This window comes from Mucilaginibacter gilvus, from assembly GCF_004054195.1.
GTDB classification, from domain to species: domain Bacteria; phylum Bacteroidota; class Bacteroidia; order Sphingobacteriales; family Sphingobacteriaceae; genus Mucilaginibacter; species Mucilaginibacter gilvus.
In genome coordinates, this window is sequence record NZ_SBIW01000003.1 from 747,686 (window position 1) to 763,403 (window position 15,718).

Sequence of the window (15,718 nt, forward strand, 5' to 3'; positions counted from 1 at the left end):
AATTAAACATCATGCCTACTATAAAACTTGCCCGCATAAGCGGCGAATATGGCTTTGAAGCCCACGATGAATACGGCCACTCCATACGGATGGACAGCAGCCCCGAAAGTGGCGGCGAAAACTTTGGGGTACGCCCCATGCAAATGCTTTTGATGGGTTTGGGCGGATGCTCGGCCATTGATGTGATCGCTATCCTGCGCAAGCAGCGCCAAAATGTTACCGATTACGAAATGGTGATCAGCGGCGAACGCGAAGCCGGTAAAGAGCCTTCGTTATGGCAAACCATCAATTTAGAATTTCACTTATACGGAACCATAGATGAGGAAAAGGCTAATAAGGCCGTTGAACTGTCGCTTGGTAAATATTGTTCGGTTGCAGCCACCCTTTATAAAGCGGAAGCCGAGATAACATGGCAGGTAATTATACACCCTGCTAAATATAACATACTACAAAAATAAAATGTCACAAGAATTAGATCCCATAACCAAGGCCATACGTATCCGCGCCCCCAAAACCCTTCAAAACGAGCATTCATCGCCGTTATATTTAACCAGCAGCTTTACCTTTAGCGAGGCCGAAACCATGCGCGCCGCATTTGCTGATGAGAACGATGAAAATATTTACAGCCGTTTCAGCAACCCAACCGTTGATGAATTTGTGGCTAAAATGTGTGCTTTAGAAGGCTGCGACGATGGCTTTGCTACTTCAACCGGGATGAGCGCTATCTTCTCCACCTTTATGGGCCTGCTTAAAAGCGGCGACCACCTGCTGTGCTGCAGCTCGGTTTTCGGGAGCACTTTTACCATCGTGAACAAATATTTGCCGCGTTGGGGTATTACCTGCACGCTTGTACCTGCTAATGATAAAGAAGCCTGGGAAGCAGCCGTGCAGCCAAATACCAAAATGCTTTACCTCGAAACGCCAACCAACCCACAGTTAGAAGTTATCGACCTGGAATGGGCAGGTCAGTTCACCAAGAAGCATAACCTGATATTTAACGTAGATAATTGCTTTGCCACACCTTTGCTGCAAAGGCCGGTAGATTTTGGTGCCGATATTATTGTACACTCGGCCACCAAATGGATAGACGGACAGGGCAGGGTACTGGGCGGTGTAATTGTTGGCCGTAAGGACCTCATCAAAGAGATCTACCTGTTTTGCCGTAACACCGGGCCGGCCATGTCGCCGTTTAACGCCTGGGTGCTGAGCAAAAGCCTGGAAACTTTAGATGTACGCATGGAACGCCATTGTGCAAATGCCCTTAAAATTGCCGAAACACTGCAGAGCAACCCCAATGTAAGCTGGGTTAAGTACCCGTTCCTGAAAGGGCACCCGCAGTACGATATCGCCATCAAACAAATGAAAGCAGGTGGCGGCGTTTTGTGTTTCGAGATAAAAGGCGGCGTTGTTGCAGGCCGCAAGTTTTTAGATGCATTGGAACTGCTTTCGGTAACCGCCAATCTGGGCGATAGCCGCAGCATTGCATCGCATCCGGCAAGCACCACGCATTCGAAATTAACCGACGCTGAACGCTCATCGGTAGGAATTACGCCGGGGCTGATCCGCATATCGGCCGGTTTGGAAAAAGCCGAAGACGTAATAAACGATATTGTACAAGCTTTGGAAAAAAGCATGGCATAAATAAATATGGAGCAAGTAATTCCCATAGAAACCCTGCACCTTTTCCCGGTACTGGATAAGTTACTCCTGGAATTACTTGCCTCCTTATCTGCCGAAGACTGGCACAAACCCACCGTTGCCAAACTATGGAACGTAAAAGACGTTGCAGCCCACCTGCTGGATGTAAGCGGGCGTAATATAGCGTTCCTGCATCACTATCAAAATAACGAACCTCCACTACAGATAAATAGCTACCAGAATCTTGTAGTGTTTTTGAACGAGTTGAACGCCGTTTGGGTAAAGGCGATGAAAAGGGTTAGTCCGCAATTGTTAATAGAACAGCTGGAAAACGCCCTGCCGCAACACCTCAAATACCTGCAGTCGCTCGATCCATGGGCACCATCCATGTTTTCTGTTGCCTGGGCAGGGGAGGAAGCCTCGCTCAACTGGTTCCATATTGCCCGCGAGTACACCGAAAAGTGGCACCATCAGCAACAGATCCGCGATGCGGTTGGCAAACCGGGGTTAATAACCAAGGAGCTTTTTTACCCGCTTATAGACACCTTTATGTATGCCCTGCCGAATACTTACCGCAATACACCTGCAAGGGTAGGCACGGTTATTAAATTCACAGTTGGTACCGAGGCAGGCGGCGATTGGTTTTTGAAAAGGGCAACAAATAAATGGGAATTGTTGAAAGGCTTATCTCCCGAAAAAATAGATGCCTCGGTAACCCTCGACCCGGATACTGCCTGGAAACTTTTTACCAAAGCTGTTTCACCAGAAGTGGGAATGACCGCTTCTGTTACAAGAGGCGACATTATTCTCGTGAACCCTATGTTTAATATGGTGGCGGTGATGGCATAGATAATGTTTTAAAAATAAGTGTTTCACCCGCAATAGTGGAACACTTGATCTTTTGCCTAAAAAACCTGCACACGGGCCACCGGCTCTTTCAGGTAAAATCAATTAAGATCCAAAAGCGTACTATTTTTAATCCATATTTAAGCTTTGCCGTCTTTATAGCGATTTATTTGTCCGACTTTGTTGCCTATGAGGGACTATATTCCCTAATTTGCTAATTGATAGCAGTTTAGCTAAACTGCTTAGCATAGCTATGTGTTTGAACAGTCATTTAAGTTACGCTTGATCTTAACTGGCATTAATGTTGTCAATTGGGGGTAGGTCTGTTGTAAATTATAGCGGCCGATACCAAATCATTCAACATGAAAACAAATTTAAAAAAAGCAACGTTGCTGTTAACCGGCCTGATGGTTGGTAGTAAGTTGTTCGCGCAAACCCCCGATTCTGCTTCTACAAGAAATTATGTACAGCCGTTTTCAGACGGCGGCGCATTTCGCACATGGTCCATCGGTGTAAATGGCGGCTTATTAACCCCCTTTACAGTTTTTGGCTGGAACCACAACCAGGATTTTAGCCACCCAACTTCTCAGGTAGGATACGGTGGTTACATTAAAAAACAAATATTGCCATCATTTGGTATTCAGGCCGATTTTCTTCGCGGTAAAGTAAGCGGGGAAGAAGGACAGGGAACCAATTCATCTTTCGAAACAAAATTAAACTACGCAGCCAGCATTAGCGGTGTTTTTACCTTAGCTAATATTAACTGGCGCCACCAAAAAGGTGCTATACAGCCTTATTTAACAGCTGGTTGGGGTTTAATGGGCTACAAACCAGCGGTAAATGGTGTTGCTTTTAAAGCTAATAACGAGAGCGTGAAAGAAGCTTACATACCGGTTGGCTTAGGTTTAAAATTCAATTTAGGCCCGGGCGTAAATTTAGATATGGGTTACCAGGTAAACTTTGTGCAGTCTGATAATTTCGACGGTTACAAAGTTAACGGCGGTGCCGATAAATTCTCTTACGCGCACATCGGTTTAGAGTTTGCGTTGGGAAAAAGCTCGAAACCACAGTTAGCTACACACAACCCGGTAAACAGCATGCGTACCGAGTATCTATGGGAAAACCAAAAAACCAAAGACGCTTTGCAGGCACAAATAGATGCTGAAAAAGCAGCGAACGCTAAATTACGTAGCGATTTAGATGCTACAAACGCCAATTTAGCAAAATTTACGGTTGATAGCGATGCTGATGGCGTACCTGATCTTTACGATAAATGCCCTAACACACCTGCCGGTACTAAGGTAGATGGTTCTGGCTGTCCGCTTGCAAAACCAGAGGTTAAAGTCTACGTAACCGAAGAAGACAAACGTGTTGTTAAAGATGCAATAAACAATCTGGAGTTTGATTTGGGCAAAGCAACTATCCGCGCTAAATCTTACCCAAGTTTAGATAGGGTTGCTAAATTACTGACTGATAAAAATTTCAGCCTGAAATTGGCAGGCCATACAGATAATACTGGTTCTGATGCTTTAAACTTAGCATTATCTAAAGATCGTGCGGAATCTATCAAAGCTTACTTAGTAAGCAAAGGTGCCAATGCATCGCGTATAGAAGCAACAGGTTACGGTGAAAGCCAGCCAATTGCTACAAACAAAACCGCTTCCGGCCGCCAGGCTAACCGTAGGGTAGAATTTACCTTATACTAAAGGTTAAGAATCAAGATGTAAGAGTCAAGATTCAAGACATATTGAAACAGAGCGTGCCGGTCATTTGATGGGGGCGCTTTGTTTGTTTACGGAGTATGGAATACTTCTTCCATATCGCTCCAGATCTTTCCTCTGGCCGTGGCATCGGGGAGAGGTAGCTGAGTAGGGTCGGTTCCTTTCCACCATTTTCGGGTGTTAGTATCGGTGGTCATTTTTTGCATATCGGCAGTGAAATTATTGCCGGTGTATTCAAAGTAGCTAAACAAATAGGGTTTGCCGTCGATGTTTTTCAGATAGATGGAATAATTGCGGATGTTGCATTCCTTTATCTTTTTAAGTACGGCAGGCCAGGCATGAGCGTGCAGATATTTATAGCGTGCAACTTTATCCGGTTTTACCCCGGTAATGCTGGCGTAACGTTTCACAACAGGTTGCTTATCTGCCGGTTTATGGATGTAAGCCGCGGCACAGATGATCAGAAGTATCAAAACGATAAAAAAAACCTTCATCTTCTCCATATTAAGCTTTTATAACCGGCAGTTTTTCCGCATCCTGATTTATGTCAAGTATTACCACATTATCGTTATCATCGGGTAATTTATCTGGAAGGGTTAATTGGATATTTTTCCCGCTTTGTTTCACTTCAACTTTTTCACTGTTGAACAGGGTAGCCTTATTAATAACCACATTCGGCAGGGCAGGGATCGTTATCGTATTGCCGGCGCTTTTAAATATGTGGATATAGATCTTGTTGCCTTTGCGGGTGCTGGCAAAATTATCGTTCGGTACAAATGGGCCGCCTTTGGTATTGTAAATGCTGCTGCTATATGTTTTCATCCAGTCGCCAATTTCCTTCAGGCGGAATACCTGCCTGGCCTCAATGCGGCCATCCATCATCGGACCAACATTAAACAGCAGGTTGCCATTGCCGGCAGCTGTTTTTGCGAGGGTTTGGATGCATTCTTTTAGCGATTTCATCTGATCGTTTGGTTTCCAGGCCCATTGCTGGCAAATGGTAATGCAGCTTTCCCAGGGTTCGTTCATATTCAGTTGGCCAATGCGCTGCTCCGGCGTAAGGTAATCCCCAACCGATTCATTGTTAAGCGCCTCGCTTACTTTACCCAGGCGGTTGTTTACCAGTATTTGAGGATTAATGCTTTTGGTATAATCGTAGATCTCGCGGCCATCGGCGTTTGTCCAGGGTTTCTCCCAATAGCCATCAAACCAAAGCAGGTAGGGGTCGTATTTGGTGATGAGTTCTTTTAGCTCGCCTTTCATCGTGGCTTTAAACGCCGTAATATCTCCTTTTACGTTCTTGGTGGAGTCATAAGGGTTTTGGATAGGATAATTTTTATCGTGCCAATCCAGTACCGTGCAGTAAATGCCAAATATCATCCTTTGTTTTTTGCAGGCTTTTGCCAGCTCGCCAACAATATCCCGCTTAAAGGGACTATTCATAACATTATAGTCGGAAAATTTGGTGGGCCACAAGCAAAAGCCATCATGGTGTTTGGCGGTGATCACCAGGTATTTAATGCCAGCATCTTTGGCGGCTTTTACCCATGCATCGGCATTGAACAGTACGGGGTTAAACTCTTTATAAAGACTATCGTAATCGGCTTGGGCTACTTCTTTATTGCGGCTCCAGCCAATTTCTGTACCTCTTACGGTTACCGGCCCAAAGTGTACAAACATACCGAAACGCTGATCCATAAATTCGGGCATCAGGTTTTTTTGTGTTTGCTGGGCAAAGCTTTGTGCCGAAAGAATAAACAGTAAGCAGGTAATCAAATATCTTTTAGTAACCATTCCGGATAGATTTATAATGATGAAAATTGGTTGGCTTAAAAGTAATGAGGCTGTTTGCCGCTGTAAATGGATAATTCGAATAAGATAATGGATTATACATTTGAGTTGCGGGTTTTGCCTAAAAGAAAAACTCGCAACTCAAATCTGCAGTAGGGTATACTTAAAATTAACATTTACGGGCGTGGTGGTAACGCGAGGCGAAGATTTAATATTGGCAGAAATTTCTACGCTTGCGGACAACCATTTGCCCTTAAAAGGCCTCGTTTAGCCCCAAAAAGAACCCTCTTGCGCCGTACTTACCCCAGGCGTAGTCGAGGCAAAGGTTAGTACGTGTTGCTTTGTTGAAGAGCACCCGTAAGCCGCCGCCATAACCCGGCTGCCAAACCTGGAACAGTTTGGTGCCCGCTTCATCATTGGCGGTTTGCAGGTTAAAAAATGCTACCCCGCTTAGGAATTTGTTTTTGGTTATAGGGAAGCGGTATTCGGCTTCGGAGTAGTTGTATTTGGTGCCTTTAAAGTATTGAGATACATAACCCCGCCCGCTGCGGAAACTACCATCTTTAGCCGTACCGGGTAATTCGAGGTAAGGGATATTGCCGGTGATGAGGTATGAACCCCAGTTCCAGAATGCGATCACATGCTCCGGGTGCGTGCTGGAAAGGCTAATATACTTACGGAAATCGGTAGTGAATTGCACCGCGTTTTTAGAGCTTCCCATCCATTTCTGGTTTACCCGAAAACCAGCATCAACATAAAAACCCTTATAAGCGCGGTTTTGATTATCGCGGGTGGTATACTGCACGTTAAACAGCAGTCCGTTTGCCTGGTAGCTGCCATTGCTAAAGCCATGGCGTTCGTTGTAAATACCGTAAGGCGTTAACCCGGTAGATTTTTGGTCCTCAATATTGCTGCGAATATCAAACGATACCCCGGCACCAACAAACAGGTTCTTTTGCACCTCTTTATATACCTTCTCGCGAATATTGAAGTAGATAGAATGGAGCGCGCGCCCTTTACGGTCCGCGTTTGCCAGTACCTGGTCTTCCTCGCTGCCGTTATTGGCTTGGGCTATGCCAAGCCCATAATCCGGCGATACGGTTTTAGCAATAACTAAATTCCCCTGGAAGTTCCAGGCGTTACCCGGCGTATAAATATTATGGTTCACATAAAAGTAAATAATACCCTTCGTGGTGACAGATGCCGATGTAGCTGCTACGGAGAGCAGCGTATTAGGGTCGTTACCCAGTTTACGGCCGGCCACCGCCTTTATGCCAAGTTGCGAACCAATGCTTGGGTTAGATGCGATATTAGGTATAATAGTTATGCCCGATGGCTTTTTAAAAACACTATCGGGTTTGCGCTTGGGGTGTAATATAGCCTTAAATGCATCGCCAATATCGTATTGATTGGCAAAGTCGTTGCTTTGTTTATTCTGCTGTTTCAATGCTATACGTTGCGCTCTTGCGCCTTTCACGGTATCAGCAGGGGTAGGCTGCACCTGGGCGTGAGCACCGTATGTAGCTCCCAAAAAACATATTAAAAATAATGTAGCTAAGTTTTTGTAATTGGGGTGGTTATGTTGGTTGTTCAAATCGGCAGTTTTAAATTATCCCATTTTAAAGCAACAGGGTGATTTTAAAACCGAGAAGGTTAAAAAAATGTTTGTACTGGTAGCATGCTTGTTACTTAAGTATGACTAAAAACGATAGAAACAACAAAGCCCCTTCTTTTGAAGAGGCTTTGTGCCAACACCGAAGCACTGCATATTATAATTTTACTCCCCCCGCTTCAAGCCAAATTTTTCAATTTTGCTGTACAGGTGGCTGCGTTGGATATCAATATCATCGGCAGTTTTTGATACGTTCCAGTTGTTTTTTTCGAGTTTGAACTTGATGTACTCCCGTTCGGCAAAATCCTTGTATTCCTGGAAGTTTGTAAACTGGTCGAAATCCGTTTGCGGCGCGGCTGCTACAGCTGCGGTAACAGCAACAGGGGCGCTTGGGTTGGCAAATGCCTTTACATCGCCATCGGTAATGGTTTTATCGCTCAGGATGATGAGGCGCTCCACCATGTTGCGCAGTTCGCGGATGTTACCCGTCCACGGTAAAGCTTTAAGTGCATCCAGCGCCGCATCCGAGATCTTTTTGGTAGGCATACCGTACTCATTGCAGATCTCATCTAAAAAGGCTTGTGTAAGCAAGGCGATATCGTCACGGCGTTCGGTAAGCGGCGGTACGTGGATCAAAATAACGCTGAGGCGGTGGTACAAATCCATCCGGAAGTTACCGGCCTCAATTTCTTTTAACAGGTCTTTGTTGGTTGCCGCCACTACACGTACATCCACATCTATTTCTTTTTCTCCGCCAACGCGGGTAATTTTGCTTTCCTGTAGGGCACGCAGCACTTTGGCCTGTGCGCTTTGGCTCATATCGCCTATCTCATCTAAAAACAGCGTACCGCCGTTTGCAGATTCGAATTTACCGATACGTTGTTTTATAGCCGAAGTAAATGACCCTTTTTCGTGGCCAAAAAGCTCGCTTTCAATAAGTTCAGATGGGATGGCCGCACAATTTACCTCGATGATAGGGCCGTTGCTGCGATTAGATTTTTCGTGCAGCCAACGGGCAACCAACTCTTTACCGCTACCGTTAGCGCCGGTAACCAGCACACGGGCATCGGTAGGGCCAACACGCTCTATAGTTTCTTTTATTTTGATGATGGCCTGCGATTCGCCTAAGATAGGGCGCACCTTGGAGGCCTTACGTTTTAATACTTTTGTCTCAACAACCAGGCTACCACGATCCAGCGCGTTGCGTACGGTTATCAGAAGTCGGTTAAGATCGGGCGGTTTGGAGATAAAATCAAACGCGCCTTTTTTGCTGGCCTCCACAGCGGTTTCTACCGTGCCGTGGCCCGATATCATAATAAAAGGCAGGTCGGGTTTTAGGCTCAATCCTTCGGTAAGCACTTCCATGCCATCCATGCGGTTCATTTTTATATCGCACAGTACCAGGTCATAATCGTTTTTGCGGATAAGCTCCAGCCCGTCTACACCGTTATCAATGTCTTCAACGGTATAATCTTCGTACTCTAAAATTTCGCGCAGCGTATTGCGGATAGACCGCTCATCATCAATAATTAAAATTTTTGCCATGTGTCTCTAAAACGGAAATAAGGTAGATATGTTTGCGTGCAAGATATAAAAATGTATAGAAAAATACACAATTTTTAGTGAATGGAGAATGTCGAATTTCGAACGTTCAATTTCGAATTTAGAAAGTGCCGAAGCGCAGACACCAATGAACAAAAAATCCCCTCCGAAGAGGGGATTTTTTAACAGCTGCAAACCTGTAAGCCGGGTTCTGTGTTCCTTTGCAGGAATTTCTATCATTAATCTGGCCCTGCCGTTGCCGGCAGGTTCAATCAACCTACCCATTCTGACGTCCCCGTAGGGAGGCGGGAGCGAGCAGCTCCGCTTTCAGAACCTATTTGGTTTTTCAACTCCTGAGGTTTACCGCGATCCCGGTCGCCCGGAAAAGCCGTGAGCTCTTACCTCACGTTTTCACCCTTACCCTTGCGGGCGGTATATTTTCTGTGGCACTTGCTGTCGCCCGCTGCGGGCGCCTTCCCGTTAGGAAGCAGGATGCTCTGTGTTGCCCGGACTTTCCTCCACCTACTAAGCGCGGGTAGCGATAGAACGTTTTGCGGGGTAAAGATAAGTTTTTAGTTCATAGATGATGGTTCATAGTTCATAGCAAAATGCCAAAAAAGGTTTTTCACTATGAACTATCAACTATTAGCCATGAACTATTTAAACTCCGGCTTTAAATATGCGGCCATCGCCTTGCGCATCTTCAGCACTTTAGGGGTTGAAACGGCTGCAATATATGGGTTGCTATCGCCATTGGTGCGGTAATAGCCCTGGTGATATTTTTCGGCAGGGTAAAACACTTTAAAGGGCACTACCTGGGTAACCACCGGGTTTGGGTAATGCTTCGAGTCGTTCATTTTTTTAATGGCGGACTCCAATGTAGCTTTTTCACTCGCGTTGCGGTAAAAAGCGATAGAACGGTAATCGGTACCAACATCAGGACCTTGACGATTAAGCGTGGTTGGGTCGTGGGCTGATAAAAATGCCTCGGCAAGCGTGGCGTAAGTGATCACCTTTGGGTTGTAGTATACCTGTACGGTTTCCGCGTGATCGGTGGTACGGGTGCTCACCTCTTCGTACGTTGGGTTAGCGGTGTTACCCCCTGCATAGCCGGCTATCACCTTGTTAACACCTTTCAATTCGCTCATAGCTTCTTGAGAGGCCCAGAAACAGCCGCTGCCAAATGTGGCAACCGCTTCGCCTGCGGCGGGTTTTGGCAATACCGCCATGCCTTTTGGCTGCCCGTTGGCGCATCCTACTATGAGTAATACCGATGCCACATATAATGCTAATTTTTTCATGATTCTTGTTTTATCTGTTTGTAGTAATAAACGTAGAAACCTTACAGGTTAGTTGGTGAGTAGTGAGCAGATAATGGTGAATAGTTAGAAAAGGGGCTAAATTTTGCATTTCGCTGACTTAACAACAAAACCACTCACCTCTTCCCTGCTTTTATCATCCAAAGCAGTTTATCAAGGCCGTTTAGCTTAATTTCGTAAGTGGTGCTCATCAGCATACCCAGTTTGCCGGGAGGGAAGCCCTTGCGCTGCATCCACTCCAGGTAACTGATAGGGATATCGCATATCAGGGTATCTTTATACTTACCAAAAGGCATCCGGGTCTTCACAATATCCACCAGTATCTGCGGGTCGGCATTTATATTTTCCACGGGGTAAATGTAGGGAATTTACAGGCGGACTACCACAATTTTGTTGCCTTGTTAACCACCAAAAACCCTACCAAAGCCGCGGCTATTGCCAGGGCTGCCTTCGCGTGTTTGTTGCTTACCGCAGGCGGAATATAGCGCACGCCGTTCTCATCGCTCACTGCCGCGTGGCCCACATAGCGCCCCTGTTTTGGCACGGCGACCTCCTCGAAACGGTTGGCCAATACACTCAGTTCGGTAGCCAGTTCGCGCCCTCGCATCACGGGACCATGCCCGGTTGCCGCTATGCGCGGTTGCAGGGCCGCAAGCTTACGTACCGATTTCGCGGCTGCTATCCAGTCGCTGGTAATGTATTTTGGCGGACCGCTTACTTTCTTTTTATAAAGCGCCAGGTGCCAGGCAGATTCTGCCTGTGTGGTGGTGAAGGCATCGCCGGCTATCAATGTCGTATTTAGTGGCATAAACAAAGAAATATGCCCGGGCGTGTGGCCGGGGGTATGGATCACTTTCCATTCGGGCAATTCGGGAATGCCATCGTATAGGTCTATCTCTATTAGGTTGCGGCGCACGTTGATAGGTTTTGTAGAGAACAGGACGGATGCAAGGCTCATGAGCCCGCCGCCGGTTTGCGGGTCGGCAGGAGGGTAGGACGATTTACCGGTGAGGTATGGGGCTTCTAAATGGTGCGCGTAAACCGCAACGTTCCATACCTTCAGTAATTCGCACAGCGAACCAGCATGATCGCTGTGCCCATGAGTTAAAACAATAGCCGACGGACGGGTCCCAGGGCCGAATATTGCTTCGGCCATGCCGATTATCTTATCTTCGGATCCTTTAGTGCCGGTATCTACCAGTACCCAGCCTTTGCCAGCGCCACGGCGGTTAGCTATCATATAAACGTTTACAAACAGGAGCCTCATGCCCCAAACGCCCTGCGCTACCTGGAAATATTTAACATTTTTTTTAGCAAGCATAATTTTTATAATGGTTGCTAAGTAACAGGCAGAAGGGAGGAATGGTTTTAATTTAGGGAATTGCATCTGTTTTATCAGACAGCTTCCACACATTTTTTCAAATCTCTTAGTCTTTGCCGTACGTTGAGGCGCAACCGGCGTTTAATAAAACCGCCCACTATAGTAAATGGGAAACGCAGCCTGTAATTGTAAAAAAAAGTCACCTTGGCGGTCTCGGCGCCGGCCTCTCTAAACGTCCACGATCCTGCGAAGGCTTTAAACATATACGGGCCTTGGGTCATTTTTACGGCGGCCACACCCGGGCGGCTAAAAGTTACATACCTGGTTTCCATCCCCACGCCATAACGGGCTACACACCAGGCTTTAACGCCCTTTCCCGCTTCGGTAGCGCCGTTTATAAGTTCAGCCTGTTTTAAAAAGTTGTCCCAATCCAGCCGCTTGCTGTAATCCTGTGTGTAATCAAAAATTATTGCAGCGGGTTTATTGATGATAATCTTTTCGGAGAAGTTGAAAGACGCCATTAAGTATGAGTGTGTAAGGGTTGGCTAAAGTTATAGTTTTAAGTCGGCTAATTCCACTGTTCCAAAGTGTTTTTTTAATTTTTATTGTTTTTTGATAAGTAACTTATAATAAGAATATTGCATACTTTATTTAAAGTATAGGGGTGTTCCAAAGTGTTCCATCGAAAACTGTAAAATGCTGATATTCAATAGCGTTTTTAAAATAAGTGTTCCACTTTCAAAGTGGAACACCTGCACAATGATTAATACGAGCCGTAACCTGATACCAACCCGCTTAACGAGCGCTAACATCCATAATTTGCATATCTGCACATCCTCCCTTATCTTGCCGCCTCAACCTGATTATTTTTAAACCTTCATGAGCAAACCCCATTACCCTATCCTGGATGGCCTGCGCGGTACTGCCGCTGTACTGGTAGTTATTTTTCATCTTTTTGAAGCTTACTTTCCCGACCTGCCTAAGCACCCCATGCATCATGGCTACCTCGCGGTAGATTTTTTTTACCTGCTCTCGGGCTTTGTGGTAGGCTACGCGTATGACGACCGCTGGGCAAAGGGCATGACGATTAAGCAATTCTTTAAGATCAGGTTCATCCGCTTACATCCATTGGTAATACTGGGCACCATCATTGGTGCCATCTGCTTTTGGTTCGATCCCTACAAGGATATGCAAATTATAGACATCGGTAAGTTCATCGTGGTGATATTATTAGGTTTTACGCTTTTACCCGCCACTACAGATGTACGCGGCTGGGGCGAAACACACCCGCTGGATGGACCCTGCTGGAGTTTGATGCAGGAATACATTGCCAATATATTATATGCCATCATTGGGCGAAAGCTGAGCAAAGGTGCGCTTTGGGCAGTGGTTATTGTTAGTGGAATAATTCTCCTGGTGGTATCGGTAGATCATAGCGACCTGGGTACCGGCTGGGGCTACGCTAAGATCAAATCGGCGTTTATTGCCAGTTGGTTCTACGGAAAAGGGGCTGATGGCTACCCAAATATATGGGTTGCCCCGGTGCGCATGATGTTCCCTTTCTTTGCCGGGTTATTGCTTTTCCGTACAGGTAAACTCATTCGTATCCCTATGGCTTATATAGTTTGCTCGTTTTTACTCGCCGCTTTATTCTTCTTTCCATATTATAGCTGGAACGGTTATTTCGACGCGCTTTGCATCATTATCTTTTTCCCAATCATCGTAGCAGCGGGCGCGGGCGGGCAGATCAGCGGGCGCTGGGCAAAACTTTGTAAATTTTCGGGCGATATATCGTACCCCATTTATATTTTGCACTACCCGTTCATTTACGTGTATACTTTCTGGATCATCAAAGCAAAACCCGAACCATCAAGCATTATACCTATTGCCGCGAGTTTGTTCTTCTTCTTTATTACAATGGCTTACGCCGCCCTGAAGTTGTACGATGAGCCGGTAAGGAAGTGGTTGAAGGCGAAGTTAGCATAGTCTGAATCAGAATTTACAGAATTTTAGAATGAACAGAATGTGTGATAGCAATTATTCTGTTCGTCTTAACATTCTGCATAATGCAAAATCGTTTGTAACGCCAAAAGTGCTCGAAGTCAAAGTGTTCAGAATTCTGAAAATTTCAAAATTCTGAAAATTCTGATTCAGACAGATTATAGCTTGTTAAACCAGCCCTTTTTCCAAAAGATAAACAGCAATCCTACGCCAATGCCGAGCATCAGGATGATGGCGTAAACATAGCCGTGGTGCCAGTATAGTTCGGGCATGTTGTCTGGTATTACGTGTCCATGCTCGTCCGTGTGGCTGAAGTTCATTCCGTAGATGCCGGCGATAAAGGTAAGCGGGATAAATACTACCGAGATGATGGTGAGTACTTTCATGATCTCGTTCATTCGGTTGCTTACCATGCTCAGGTACAGGTCGATAATGCTGCTGGTGACCTCTTTATAACTCTCTACCATATCCATTGCCTGGATGCAATGGTCGTAAGCATCGCGCAGGTATAGCTTTACATCTTTGGTGATCAGCTCGCTCTCGCTGCGGATCATATCATTTATCTTATCGCGCTCTGGCCAGCAGGAGCGGCGAATAACGATAAGGGTGCGCTTAAGCTGCTGTGCCTCAAACATGATGCTTTTATCGGGGCTTTCGTAAAGCTTATCTTCGGTTTGGTCAATCCGGTCGCCAATTTGAGAGAGTACCACAAAGTAATTATCAAGGATGGTATCGGTAAGTGCGTAAAAAATGTAGCCCGGCCCGGCGGTGCGGATAATACCTTTGCCAGCCTGCAAGCGTATTTTTATAGGCTCAAAATAATCCTTGTGGCTTTCCTCAAAGCTAATAATGATATTATCTTTTACGATGCCGCTAAACTGGCAATTAACAAGCTCGTTATCGTCATTAAAGAAAATAATGCGGCTGGTGCCGAAAACGTAGTTGTCGTATTCATCAAATTTGGGCCGCTGATGCGTGTTTACCACATCCTCCAAAACCAACTGATTGATACCCATAAATGTGCCGATATCTTCTATTAGTTTGGCATCGCCCAGTCCGTTTATTTTTATCCAATGGGTATGTTCGTTGCACTTTTTTAACTGCTGCGTTATGGTTTTCATATCGCTGCCCTCGCGGGTTTGCAGGTCGGTTTCGTTAAACGAATAGATAACTATCTGTGGCGGCAACGCGTCATCCGGAATATTGATGGTGCCGGGGCGCTCGCCAACTTCAAATTTGTGCTTGCGGTTTTTAATGTGTACCCGTTTGGTAAAAGAGCTCATTTATAAATAATTTACAGCTTGCGGCCCCTGGTTAAACAGCAGATCTACGATGCTTTGGTTTTTGAGAAAGCCTATCCGATCTTCAAAAACCTGAAAGTAGGGCTTTTGTTCCATATCCGCTGGGTTTTTAGCGCTCATGCTATAACGCAGGTCGGTAAGGGTAGGGTATGCGGCCTCGTAAGTTTCGGTAAATTGTAAAGGCAGCTTTATTTTCAGCAGGCGCAGCAGCAATTCCAGCAGTTCTAAATTATAATCGAACAGGTAGGGGTAACGCTTCTCGTAAAAGGGCGCGAAATCGGCCTCGTAATATTCAAAATAAGCGGAACTGCGGTAACAGGCCTGTAAACTCAGCCAGTGCAGGCGCTGCCACTTAAAATCATAGCTTATCTGCACTTCCTTTATTTTGGTGTGGTTTTTGGCACCTTTTATAACCGGCACCGTAAGCGACAAAGAGCCATCGGGCGAGTAAATGTTTGTGCGGTTGCGGTAAGTTTGTTTGGGGAAGTGTTCCTCTTTTTCTATCAGCACATTTGGCTTAAATTGCTGCATTTTGGTAAAGTACTCCACCGGCGGCAGATAGAACATTGGTAAAACAGCACCATTCTCAATCATATATATTTTTTATGTTTGTGGCAGCAAAATTG

Annotated in this window: 15 protein-coding genes and 1 other RNA gene; 5 read left to right on the plus strand and 11 right to left on the minus strand. The window is 45.7% G+C overall.

Annotated features, from left to right (window positions below; all coding sequences use genetic code 11):
* The first annotated feature begins 11 nt into the window (after positions 1–11).
* From EPL05_RS09185 to EPL05_RS09200, 4 genes are all read left to right on the plus strand, one after another.
* Entirely contained in the window at positions 12–458 is a 447-nt protein-coding gene (locus EPL05_RS09185) for an OsmC family protein (protein WP_128533637.1), read from the plus strand.
* Position 459: 1 nt separating this feature from the next.
* Positions 460–1,641 carry a trans-sulfuration enzyme family protein gene (locus EPL05_RS09190; protein ID WP_128533638.1) on the plus strand — a complete coding sequence of 394 codons (1,182 nt, stop codon included), beginning with the start codon at positions 460–462 and terminating at the stop codon, positions 1,639–1,641.
* A gap of 6 nt (positions 1,642–1,647) precedes the next feature.
* On the plus strand, positions 1,648–2,487 hold the full coding sequence (locus tag EPL05_RS09195; RefSeq protein ID WP_128533639.1) for a maleylpyruvate isomerase N-terminal domain-containing protein: 840 nt from the start codon (positions 1,648–1,650) through the stop codon (positions 2,485–2,487).
* Between the two features lie 359 nt (positions 2,488–2,846).
* On the plus strand, positions 2,847–4,190 hold the full coding sequence (locus EPL05_RS09200; protein WP_128533640.1) for an OmpA family protein: 1,344 nt from the start codon (positions 2,847–2,849) through the stop codon (positions 4,188–4,190).
* An 86-nt stretch (positions 4,191–4,276) separates the two neighbouring features.
* Here the strand turns inward: EPL05_RS09200 and EPL05_RS09205 are convergent, their stop codons facing one another.
* The 9 genes from EPL05_RS09205 to EPL05_RS09245 all read right to left on the minus strand — a co-directional run bounded on the left by EPL05_RS09205 (position 4,277) and on the right by EPL05_RS09245 (position 12,311).
* Positions 4,277–4,699 carry an L-rhamnose mutarotase gene (locus EPL05_RS09205; RefSeq protein ID WP_208394709.1) on the minus strand — a complete coding sequence of 141 codons (423 nt, stop codon included), beginning with the start codon at positions 4,697–4,699 and terminating at the stop codon, positions 4,277–4,279.
* A gap of 10 nt (positions 4,700–4,709) precedes the next feature.
* Positions 4,710–5,999, minus strand: a complete 1,290-nt coding sequence (locus tag EPL05_RS09210; protein WP_128533641.1) for an alpha-L-fucosidase — start codon at positions 5,997–5,999, stop codon at positions 4,710–4,712.
* Between the two features lie 250 nt (positions 6,000–6,249).
* Positions 6,250–7,527, minus strand: a complete 1,278-nt coding sequence (locus tag EPL05_RS09215) for a BamA/TamA family outer membrane protein (RefSeq protein ID WP_243837256.1) — start codon at positions 7,525–7,527, stop codon at positions 6,250–6,252.
* Positions 7,528–7,773: 246 nt separating this feature from the next.
* Positions 7,774–9,153, minus strand: coding sequence for a sigma-54-dependent transcriptional regulator (locus EPL05_RS09220; protein WP_128533642.1), 1,380 nt, complete (start codon positions 9,151–9,153; stop codon positions 7,774–7,776).
* A 181-nt stretch (positions 9,154–9,334) separates the two neighbouring features.
* Positions 9,335–9,708: RNase P RNA component class A (gene rnpB / locus EPL05_RS09225), an RNA gene on the minus strand.
* Positions 9,709–9,806: 98 nt separating this feature from the next.
* Positions 9,807–10,451: a peptide-methionine (S)-S-oxide reductase MsrA gene (msrA, locus tag EPL05_RS09230; protein WP_128533643.1), complete on the minus strand. Its 645-nt coding sequence runs from the start codon at positions 10,449–10,451 to the stop codon at positions 9,807–9,809.
* A 134-nt stretch (positions 10,452–10,585) separates the two neighbouring features.
* On the minus strand, positions 10,586–10,819 hold the full coding sequence (locus EPL05_RS09235) for a DUF3820 family protein (RefSeq protein ID WP_262708168.1): 234 nt from the start codon (positions 10,817–10,819) through the stop codon (positions 10,586–10,588).
* A gap of 29 nt (positions 10,820–10,848) precedes the next feature.
* The gene (locus EPL05_RS09240) at positions 10,849–11,790 is read right to left on the minus strand and encodes an MBL fold metallo-hydrolase (RefSeq protein WP_128533644.1); all 942 of its coding nucleotides are present in this window, start codon (positions 11,788–11,790) and stop codon (positions 10,849–10,851) included.
* Between the two features lie 74 nt (positions 11,791–11,864).
* Positions 11,865–12,311, minus strand: a complete 447-nt coding sequence (locus EPL05_RS09245) for a type II toxin-antitoxin system RatA family toxin (RefSeq protein ID WP_128533645.1) — start codon at positions 12,309–12,311, stop codon at positions 11,865–11,867.
* Between the two features lie 358 nt (positions 12,312–12,669).
* Here EPL05_RS09245 and EPL05_RS09250 point away from each other — a divergent pair, with 358 nt between their 5' ends.
* Complete coding sequence (locus EPL05_RS09250) at positions 12,670–13,776, plus strand: acyltransferase family protein (protein ID WP_128533646.1); 1,107 nt, start codon at positions 12,670–12,672, stop codon at positions 13,774–13,776.
* 173 nt (positions 13,777–13,949) lie between these two features.
* On the opposite strand, the gene corA is transcribed toward EPL05_RS09250, so the two are convergent.
* Together corA and EPL05_RS09260 are read right to left on the minus strand one after the other, a co-directional pair.
* Entirely contained in the window at positions 13,950–15,074 is a 1,125-nt protein-coding gene (corA, locus tag EPL05_RS09255; protein ID WP_128533647.1) for a magnesium/cobalt transporter CorA, read from the minus strand.
* Positions 15,075–15,686, minus strand: coding sequence for a WbqC family protein (locus EPL05_RS09260; RefSeq protein WP_128533648.1), 612 nt, complete (start codon positions 15,684–15,686; stop codon positions 15,075–15,077).
* Positions 15,687–15,718 lie beyond the last annotated feature (32 nt).

Bases quoted from the DNA above. Each gene is read 5' to 3' on its own strand.
- EPL05_RS09210 (WP_128533641.1), bottom strand. From the start codon at position 5,999: ATGGTTACTAAAAGATATTTGATTACCTGCTTACTGTTTATTCTTTCG.
- EPL05_RS09190 (WP_128533638.1), top strand. From the start codon at position 460: ATGTCACAAGAATTAGATCCCATAACCAAGGCCATACGTATCCGCGCC.
- EPL05_RS09195 (WP_128533639.1), top strand. From the start codon at position 1,648: ATGGAGCAAGTAATTCCCATAGAAACCCTGCACCTTTTCCCGGTACTG.
- msrA (WP_128533643.1), bottom strand. From the start codon at position 10,451: ATGAAAAAATTAGCATTATATGTGGCATCGGTATTACTCATAGTAGGA.
- EPL05_RS09260 (WP_128533648.1), bottom strand. From the start codon at position 15,686: ATGATTGAGAATGGTGCTGTTTTACCAATGTTCTATCTGCCGCCGGTG.
- EPL05_RS09245 (WP_128533645.1), bottom strand. From the start codon at position 12,311: ATGGCGTCTTTCAACTTCTCCGAAAAGATTATCATCAATAAACCCGCT.
- corA (WP_128533647.1), bottom strand. From the start codon at position 15,074: ATGAGCTCTTTTACCAAACGGGTACACATTAAAAACCGCAAGCACAAA.
- EPL05_RS09205 (WP_208394709.1), bottom strand. From the start codon at position 4,699: ATGAAGGTTTTTTTTATCGTTTTGATACTTCTGATCATCTGTGCCGCG.
- EPL05_RS09220 (WP_128533642.1), bottom strand. From the start codon at position 9,153: ATGGCAAAAATTTTAATTATTGATGATGAGCGGTCTATCCGCAATACG.
- EPL05_RS09185 (WP_128533637.1), top strand. From the start codon at position 12: ATGCCTACTATAAAACTTGCCCGCATAAGCGGCGAATATGGCTTTGAA.
- EPL05_RS09240 (WP_128533644.1), bottom strand. From the start codon at position 11,790: ATGCTTGCTAAAAAAAATGTTAAATATTTCCAGGTAGCGCAGGGCGTT.
- EPL05_RS09250 (WP_128533646.1), top strand. From the start codon at position 12,670: ATGAGCAAACCCCATTACCCTATCCTGGATGGCCTGCGCGGTACTGCC.
- EPL05_RS09200 (WP_128533640.1), top strand. From the start codon at position 2,847: ATGAAAACAAATTTAAAAAAAGCAACGTTGCTGTTAACCGGCCTGATG.